Source organism: Bradyrhizobium sp. 61, from assembly GCF_023073075.1.
GTDB classification, from domain to species: Bacteria; Pseudomonadota; Alphaproteobacteria; order Rhizobiales; family Xanthobacteraceae; genus Bradyrhizobium; species Bradyrhizobium barranii.
The window spans coordinates 1-8,115 of sequence record NZ_JADPIU010000087.1; the positions used below are offsets into that span (position 1 = coordinate 1).

Annotated in this window: 8 protein-coding genes; 5 read left to right on the plus strand and 3 right to left on the minus strand. The window is 63.0% G+C overall.

The genetic code is table 11. The features are described 5' to 3' along the window. Both IVB46_RS36500 and IVB46_RS36505 read left to right on the plus strand, forming a co-directional pair. Positions 1–1,668: molybdopterin cofactor-binding domain-containing protein (locus IVB46_RS36500; protein ID WP_247344742.1), on the plus strand; the 1,668-nt coding region annotated here is incomplete at its 5' end. A 131-nt stretch (positions 1,669–1,799) separates the two neighbouring features. Further along, positions 1,800–2,246: a cytochrome c gene (locus IVB46_RS36505; protein ID WP_028153044.1), complete on the plus strand. Its 447-nt coding sequence runs from the start codon at positions 1,800–1,802 to the stop codon at positions 2,244–2,246. Between the two features lie 134 nt (positions 2,247–2,380). On the opposite strand, the gene IVB46_RS36510 is transcribed toward IVB46_RS36505, so the two are convergent. Further along, the gene (locus IVB46_RS36510) at positions 2,381–2,659 is read right to left on the minus strand and encodes a hypothetical protein (RefSeq protein WP_166099441.1); all 279 of its coding nucleotides are present in this window, start codon (positions 2,657–2,659) and stop codon (positions 2,381–2,383) included. Between the two features lie 369 nt (positions 2,660–3,028). Between IVB46_RS36510 and IVB46_RS36515 the strand changes: the two genes are divergently transcribed. Further along, positions 3,029–4,312, plus strand: coding sequence for a cystathionine gamma-synthase family protein (locus IVB46_RS36515; protein ID WP_247309766.1), 1,284 nt, complete (start codon positions 3,029–3,031; stop codon positions 4,310–4,312). A 131-nt stretch (positions 4,313–4,443) separates the two neighbouring features. Here the strand turns inward: IVB46_RS36515 and IVB46_RS36520 are convergent, their stop codons facing one another. After that, positions 4,444–4,695 (minus strand): DUF1127 domain-containing protein, encoded by a 252-nt coding sequence (locus IVB46_RS36520; RefSeq protein WP_085405857.1) that lies wholly within the window; start codon positions 4,693–4,695, stop codon positions 4,444–4,446. A 170-nt stretch (positions 4,696–4,865) separates the two neighbouring features. Between IVB46_RS36520 and IVB46_RS36525 the strand changes: the two genes are divergently transcribed. Then, positions 4,866–6,434: a winged helix-turn-helix domain-containing protein gene (locus IVB46_RS36525; protein ID WP_247344745.1), complete on the plus strand. Its 1,569-nt coding sequence runs from the start codon at positions 4,866–4,868 to the stop codon at positions 6,432–6,434. Between the two features lie 89 nt (positions 6,435–6,523). On the opposite strand, the gene IVB46_RS36530 is transcribed toward IVB46_RS36525, so the two are convergent. Next, positions 6,524–6,940 (minus strand): CHRD domain-containing protein, encoded by a 417-nt coding sequence (locus IVB46_RS36530; protein ID WP_166099426.1) that lies wholly within the window; start codon positions 6,938–6,940, stop codon positions 6,524–6,526. 153 nt (positions 6,941–7,093) lie between these two features. Between IVB46_RS36530 and IVB46_RS36535 the strand changes: the two genes are divergently transcribed. Beyond that, entirely contained in the window at positions 7,094–8,020 is a 927-nt protein-coding gene (locus tag IVB46_RS36535) for a cytochrome c (RefSeq protein ID WP_247309770.1), read from the plus strand. The last annotated feature ends 95 nt before the right edge of the window (positions 8,021–8,115 follow it).

Consider the following 8,115-nt stretch of genomic DNA (forward strand, 5'->3'; position numbering starts at 1 on the left):
ACGCTGAACCTCGGCAGCCAGGGCAGCCATCGCCTGCGCGATATCCTCGGCCAGAACGTGCTCAACATCCCCACCGAGAAGATGCGGGTGATCTGCCCGGACGTCGGCGGCGGTTTCGGCACCAAGCTGTTTCCGTACCGCGAATACGCCTTGATGGCGGTCGCCGCGCGGCAGCTCAAGAAAGCTGTGAAATGGGCGGCCGACCGCACCGAGCATTTCATGGGCGATGCGCAGGGCCGCGACAACGTCACCACCGCCAAGATGGCGCTGGCCGAGGACGGCAAATTCCTCGCGATGGATTGCGACCTGATGGGCGACATGGGCGCGTATCTGTCGACCTTCGGCCCCTACATCCCGCACGGCGGCGCCGGCATGCTGCCGGGCCTCTACGACATCCAGGCCTTCCACTGCCGGGTGCGCACCATCTTCACCAACAGCGTGCCGGTCGACGCCTATCGCGGCGCGGGTCGGCCCGAGGCGGCCTATGTGATTGAGCGTCTGGTCGACGCGTGCGCGCGAAAACTCGACATGACGCCGGACGCCATCCGCCGCAAGAATTTCATTCCGCCGAAGGCGCTGCCCTACAAGACGGCCACGGGCAAGGTCTATGATTCCGGCGATTTCGCCGCGCATCTCAAGCGCGCGATGGAGATCGGCGAGTGGAAGGAATTTTCCAAGCGCGCCAAGGCGGCCAAGAAGAATGGCCTGATCCGCGGCATCGGCCTTGCGAGCTATGTCGAGATCTGCGGCGTGATGGGCGAGGAGACCGCCAATGTGCGGCTCGATCCCAACGGCGACGTCACCGTTCTGATCGGCACACAGTCGAGCGGGCAGGGCCACCAGACGGCTTATGCGCAGATCGTCGCCGAGCAGTTCGGCCTGCCCCCGGAGCGCGTGCACGTGCGCCAGGGCGACACCGACGAGATCGCCACGGGGCTCGGCACCGGCGGCTCGGCCTCGATCCCGTCAGGCGGCGTCAGCGTCGAGCGCGCCACGCGCGAGCTTGGGCAGAAGCTGAAGGAGATCGCGGCGCAGGCGCTGGAAGCCAGTGCCGGCGACCTCGAGCTCTCCGAAGGCGTCGTGCGGATCGCCGGCACCGACCGTTCGATGTCGTTCGCCGATCTCGCCAAGCGCGGGAGCGCCGATCCATCGAAGCTCAACGGCAGCGCGACCTTTGCCAGCGCCGACGGCACCTATCCGAACGGCACGCATCTGGCCGAAGTCGAGATCGATCCGGCGACCGGCATCATCAAGATCGTCAACTACGTGATCGTCGACGATTTCGGCAAGACGCTCAATCCGCTGCTTTTGGCGGGCCAGGTGCATGGCGGCGCCATGCAGGGCATCGGCCAGGCGCTGATGGAGCAGGTGGTCTACGGCGCCACTGACGGGCAGCTGATCACCGCGACCTTCATGGACTACGCGCTGCCGCGCGCGGCTGATGGTCCGGACTTCGTATTCGAGACCAGCAACGTTCCCTGCACGACCAATCCGCTGGGCGTGAAGGGGGCGGGCGAGGCCGGCGCGATCGGCTCCTGTCCGGCCGTCGTCAACGCCATCGTCGACGGGCTCTGGCGCGAATACAAGATCGACCACATCGACATGCCGGCCACCCCGGAGCGGGTGTGGATCGCCGTCAACGAGCACCACCGCCGCCACAGCCTTTAATCTCGAGCTCGACCAAATAATCCATAGTGCGACGATCTATCGCCGCGCTTTGGATGGAATGAACTCTGCCAATCGGTGTTGGCCCAATGTGGGGTCAGCACGATCCTGTCTCAGGGAAAGGGATTTTGCGAATGAAGCGAGTGTTGGTTGTTGGCGGCGCGCTGCTGCTCGGCATGGGCGCGGTTTGGGCCCAGCAGGACTCCGTCAAGGAGGTCCAGACCCTCATGAAGGGCAACGGCAAGAACGCCGGCGCGGTTGCGGCGATCGTCAAGGGCGAGAAGCCTTACGACCAGGCCACGGTGGATAGCGCGCTGGCCCAGTTCGCGGATACTGCCAAGAAGCTGCCGAACCTGTTCCCGGCGAGCGCAAAGGGCCAGAAGCCCGAGGGCGACTACAGCGCCTCGCCGAAGATCTGGGAGGACAAGGCCGGCTTCGACGCCAAGATCGCAAGCTTCGCCAAGGTCGTCGGCGAGGCCAAGGGCAAGATCAAGGACCTGGATTCGCTCAAGGCGACTTTTCCCGCGGTCGGCAAGGAATGCGGCGGCTGCCACGAGACCTTTCGTGTGAAGAACAGCTGACGCGGAGTCGGCAAAAAGTGAGGGCGGATGCGCACGGCATCCGCCCTTTTTGCGTTGTGGGCAGGCGCCTCGGTTGACTCGTACGCGTTTTCGGTCGGACGCGCATCTGGGCGGATCGAAGGCGAGGCAATTGCTCAGCCGGCTCCCGAAGCTTTTCGAGCGGCAGGCTTGCGAGTCTCTTTTTCGAGTAACCACCCCAAAGCCTTCGCTGGGTTCAACCAGCGCACCTCATCGATCTGTTCGGCGAGCGTCAGCGCATGAACGGTCAGTACCTCAATGTCCTGAGGATTGACGTCCGCCTTTTCCAGCACGTGTATGCACCGGTTGATCGCCGCCAGATCGAGCTGAAGTTGCTCGACACTTGAGTGGTGATGTTTGGCCCCCACGACTTTCCATGGTCTCATTGCGCGCACTTTTTTCTCCCCATACGCGGTCACGCCTTCGTGAGTGCAGTTTGTGGCGGCAACACGAAAATGGATGGACGGAATCGGGGATGTTTGCGGGCGGCCCGTCAAAGGTAGGGCAGCAGCGGGGGAGGCTTGGACCATTGCGTTGAGGTGCCTCGGTTACCGAGGCATCGATTCGTCGAACCACACCAAGGGCAAAATTTGTTTGCGAGGCCTGGCTGATCGCTGTCGGGGCGCCACGTATGAGCTTATCTTCAACCGCAGCCGCTGCGACGTTGACGAGAGTTGTCGGATGCAGGTGCATCCGAGTCGTGTGCTTCGATCGCAGAGTTCCAATTCGCGGCGAGAATCTGAATCAAAACAGCGAGGCAGGCCATGGTCAAACCGTTCCCGTCGAAGACGCACATCGGCAACCATATGCTGCATCCTGAAACGCTGATGCTGACCTATGGCTACGATCCGCAATTGTCGGAAGGCGCCATCAAGCCCCCGGTGTTCCTGACCTCCACCTTCGTGTTCAAGACGGCCGATGACGGGCAGGACTTCTTCGATTTCGTCGCCGGCCGGCGCGAGCCACCGGAAGGGATGGGCGCGGGGCTGGTCTATTCGCGCTTCAATCACCCAAACAGCGAAATCGTCGAGGACAGGCTCGCGATCTACGAGCGCACCGAGAGCTGCGCGCTGTTCTCATCCGGCATGGCGGCGATTGCAACCACGATCCTGGCGTTCGTCCGCCCCGGCGATGTCATCCTGCACTCCCAGCCGCTCTATGGCGGAACGGAAACCCTGCTGACGAACACGCTTGCGCGCCTGTCGATCGGCGCCGTCGGCTTCGCCGATGGCGTTGATGAAGCGGCGGTCAGCCAGGCCTCGGAGGAGGCCATGCGCAAGGGCCGGGTCTCGATGATTCTGATCGAAACTCCGGCCAACCCGACCAACGGGCTGGTCGACGTCGCGATGATGCGCCGTGTCGCCGAAGCCATCGGAAAGACCCAGGGGCACATTCCAATCATCGCCTGCGACAATACGCTGCTCGGTCCGGTGTTTCAGCGGCCGATCGAGCATGGTGCGGACATTTCCCTGTACTCGCTTACGAAATATGTCGGCGGTCATTCGGACCTGATCGCGGGTGCCGCGCTCGGCGCGAAGGCGATCGTGAAGGGCATCAAGGCGCTCCGCGGCGCGATCGGCACCCAGCTCGATCCGCATTCCTGCTGGATGATCAACCGCTCGCTCGAGACGCTGAGCCTGCGCATGGAGAAGGCGGACAGCAACGCGCGCCTCGTGGCGGATTATTTGCGCGATCACCCCAAGGTGGCCAAGGTCCACTACCTCGGCCATCTCGAGGAGGCTTCGCCGGCCGGAATGGTGTTCGCGCGGCAATGCCTGGGGGCGGGCTCCACCTTCTCGTTCGACATCGTCGGTGGCAAGGACGCGGCGGTGAAATTCCTCAACGCGCTGCAAATCCTCAAGTTGGCAGTGAGTCTTGGCGGAACGGAGTCGCTTGCGAGCCTGCCTGCAACCATGACCCATTCCGGCGTTCCCGCCGACATCCGCATGAAAATCGGTGTGCTCGATTCCACGATCCGGCTGTCGATCGGCATTGAAAACCCGTCGGACCTGATCGCCGATCTCGCGCAGGCGCTGAACGCGGCTTGAGGGCGTAGCCCCGGCATTGCCGAAGCGTCCCCAAGTAACGCAATGAGGTCGGCCATGCCGCCGCTCGCGCGAGCCAAGGTGCCAAGCCTTGGTCAGGCTGGTATCTCCTGGCAGGTCGAATGGCTCCGGACTTACGCTCCGCGCGAATGGCTCACGATGTCTCGCGGGTCGATATCGCGGCTGGAGGCAACGTAGTCGATCTCGCCGCGCGTCGTGCCGATGTCCATCAACTCCCGGTCACTCAAGCCGGACAATGTGCCGCGCAATCTCTGGCGATCGCGACGTGCCTGAAAGACATCCCAGTACTTCCGGATCAGGCTGCGGACATGCCGGGACGATATGGACGCCCGTTCCGGCCACATTGTACCTTGGATCAGGGTCATTGCGGTGCCTTCGGAGGGTGTTTCTCACACCGAGAAGGTGCCCGAAGACCGACGCGCGTGCTTGACCGACAGCTTACATTTTTCCTACCGGCAGCTTATTCTTGCGACGTCCAGCGGGCCCAAAAGCCCACCCCGGTCGCCCCGGAGGGCTCACCCAAGGGATTCGCACCGTGCGCTATCTCTTTGAGGAGTATGCATTCGACGCCGGTCGGCGAGAGCTGCATCGCGGAGCGGATCGGATCTCAGTTACGCCACTGGTGTTCGATCTCCTCGATTACCTGATCCGCAATCGGGAGCGCGTCGTAGGCAAGGATGAACTCATCGATGCCATTTGGCAGGGGCGCTGCGTGTCCGATGCTGCGCTGACGACCCGCCTCAACAGTGCGCGATGCGCGATCGGGGATTCTGGCGAAGAGCAGCGGCTGATAAGAACACTGCCACGTAGAGGCTTCCGCTTCGTGGGTCAGGTCCGGGAAACGCTTGCCGCCGAGGGCGCCGCGGCCGTCGACGGCGGAGCCGAGACGCCGAAACCAGCGCTCTCGCTTCCCGACAAACCCTCGATCGCGGTCCTTCCATTCGCCAACCTGTGCCCGGATCCGGAGCAGGACTATTTTGCCGACGGTATGGTCGAGGACATCATTTCGGGACTGTCGCGTTCGAAGTCTCTTTTCGTCATCGCGCGACATTCGACTCTGGCCTACAAGGGCAGGGCGATCGACGTCAAACAGATCGGTCAGGAGCTGGGCGTTCGCTACGTGCTCGAAGGCAGTGTGCGCAAGGCCGGCAATCGAGTCCGAATCGCCGGTCAGTTGATCGACGCGGCGACCGGCCTGAATCTCTGGACGGATCGGTTTGACAGTGAGATCGAAGATCTTTTCGACCTGCAGGATCGGCTGACAAGCAGCGTCATCGGCGCAATCTCCCCGCGACTGGAGCGCGCCGAAATCGAGCGCGCCCAACGCCAGCCGACCGACAACCTTCAGGCTTACGACTATTATCTTCGGGCATTTGCCTCCTTCTTCAAATTCACCGAGGAAGCAAGCATTGAGGCTATGGAGCTCGCAAAAACTGCCCGCGAGATCGATCCCGAATTCGCGCGCGCATACGCGCTCGGCGCCCGTTGCTATGTCCTGAGGAATGTTTTCGACTGGATCACTGATGAAGCCCATGAACACAGTGAAGCCGCGCGGCTGGCGAGGCGGGCGGTCGAGCTTGACCCGAACGATCCGTCGGTGCTTGCGATGGCCGGACACGCGCTCTCCCAGGTGGCAGGCGAGGTCGAGGAAGGCGATGCTCTTCTCGTGCGCGCGATAAAGCTGGACCCAAACCTCGTCATCGCACGACATTGGAACGGTTGGAGCCGACTCTGGCTTGGTCGTGGTGACGCCGCAATCGAGCAATTCAACACCGCATTGCGTTTGAACCCGCTTCATCCGCATGGGGGCGCCAACGCCCAGACGGGCTTGGCTTATGCTCATTTCCTTGCAGACCGTCATGATGACGCCTTGGCTTGCGCGGCAGCCGCCATCAGGCTGATACCGATCTTTCCGCCTGCGCAATTCATTCTGGCGGCATGCCATGCGGCGTCAGACCGGGTTGGGGAAGCCCGGCGGATTTGCGACCGTGCGATGCAACTATGTCCCAATAAGCGTATCGATGCGTACACACGGCGATACCGCCGACGGGAAGATGTCGAAAAGCTGACGCAAGCGCTCCGGGTTGCCGGCATGCCGGAATGAGCGTGCGCGGTCACCTCGCGGCGTGCGGAATCGAAAAGGCCGGACGCTCCCTCCGGCGCCCGGCCTTCGCGTACGAAGCAGCCTTGAGGTTACTTCGTCACCTGGCCGCGGATCTCGCCGCCCGGATTGGCCGCGGTGTGGATGTTGACGTAGAGCTTGCCGGCGAGCAGATCAGCGGCCTGCGCATCGGTCAGCGTCGCCGAGCCCTCGACCGGGCTGGAGGTCGCATTCGGAATCGCGACCGCGACGCCGGCGTTCTTGCCGGCCTCGGCCGGTCCGTGGAAGTGAGCGGCGGTGGCGGGGCCGGACAGGCCGGAATAGGTGACCTTCCAGGACAGCTTCTTGCTGGCGGCATCATAGTCCAGATCGGCGGTTCCGGCGCCGCTGGTGGTGGTTGCTGGCACCTCGGATTTGCCGTCGAGCGTTGCTTTCAGCTTTTCGGCGCCGGCGGGGGCTGCAAAAGCTGCGGCGCCCAGCGCGACCATGGCGATGACGGTCTTGTTCATGACATTCTCCCTGAGGCCTCGTTGGCCTGCCAAACTTCCAACATTGGCCGTTTCAGTTTATTCCCGTTTCCGGCTGGGGCGGGCTAAATTCTTCGTGGCTGGAGCCGCGTGGACATCGGTCATAGGTTCGCGGCAAGCAATGAATGGATCTGCATGTTGCAACGAACAATTCTCGTGGCGCTGCTTGCCGCGGTCACTGCTGCGGGCGTCTATTGGTGGCTCAGCGCGCCGGTGGTGGCGGCCGGTGCCGCCGCGCCTGCCCATGTCCCCAATCTCGCCAATGGCGAGGTGATGTTCAACGCCGGCGGATGCGCGTCCTGCCATGCCGTCCCCGACCAGCCCGATCGCACCAGGCTCGGCGGCGGCGTCGCGATCAAGTCGCCGTTCGGCACGTTCTACGCGCCGAACATCTCCTCCGATCCGACCTACGGCATCGGCAAATGGACCGACGCCGATTTCGTCAACGCGGTCATGCACGGGGTCTCGCCGGACGGACAGCATTATTTTCCGGCGTTTCCCTACACGTCCTATCAGCACGCCAGGCGCGAGGATGTGCTCGACCTCTTCGCCTATCTGAAAACGCTGCCGCCCGTTGCAGGCAAGGTGCGTGACCACGACGTACGCTTTCCGTTCGACATCCGGCGCAACATCGGCATCTGGAAATTCTTGTTCATGGACGGAAAGCCATTCGTTGCCGACGGCACGAAGTCGCCGCAATGGAATCGTGGCGCCTATCTCGTCAACAGTTTCGGCCATTGCGCCGAATGCCACAGCCCGCGCAATGCGCTTGGCGGCATCATCTCCGGAGAACGCTTTGCCGGCGGACCCAATCCGGAAGGCGAGGGCTGGGTGCCCAACATCACGCAGAAGCGTCTCGGCGAGTGGAGCGCGAAGGATATTGCCTATTTCCTCAAGACCGGCGAATTGCCCGACGGCGACAGTGTCGGCGGCGCGATGACGCGCGTGATCAAGAACACCTCGCAATTGCCGGACGAGGATCTCGCGGCGATGGCGGATTACATCAAATCGCTGCCGCCGGTGGACGGGCCGCCGCGGCCGAAACGCAAGGAAGCCAGCTAGATGCCGTAATGGGCCCGGCTCCGAGCAAGGGGGGATGATGGTGGCTGTCCCCCGATAGATGATGCAACGGGGTCACGACTTGAGTTGCCCCAAGC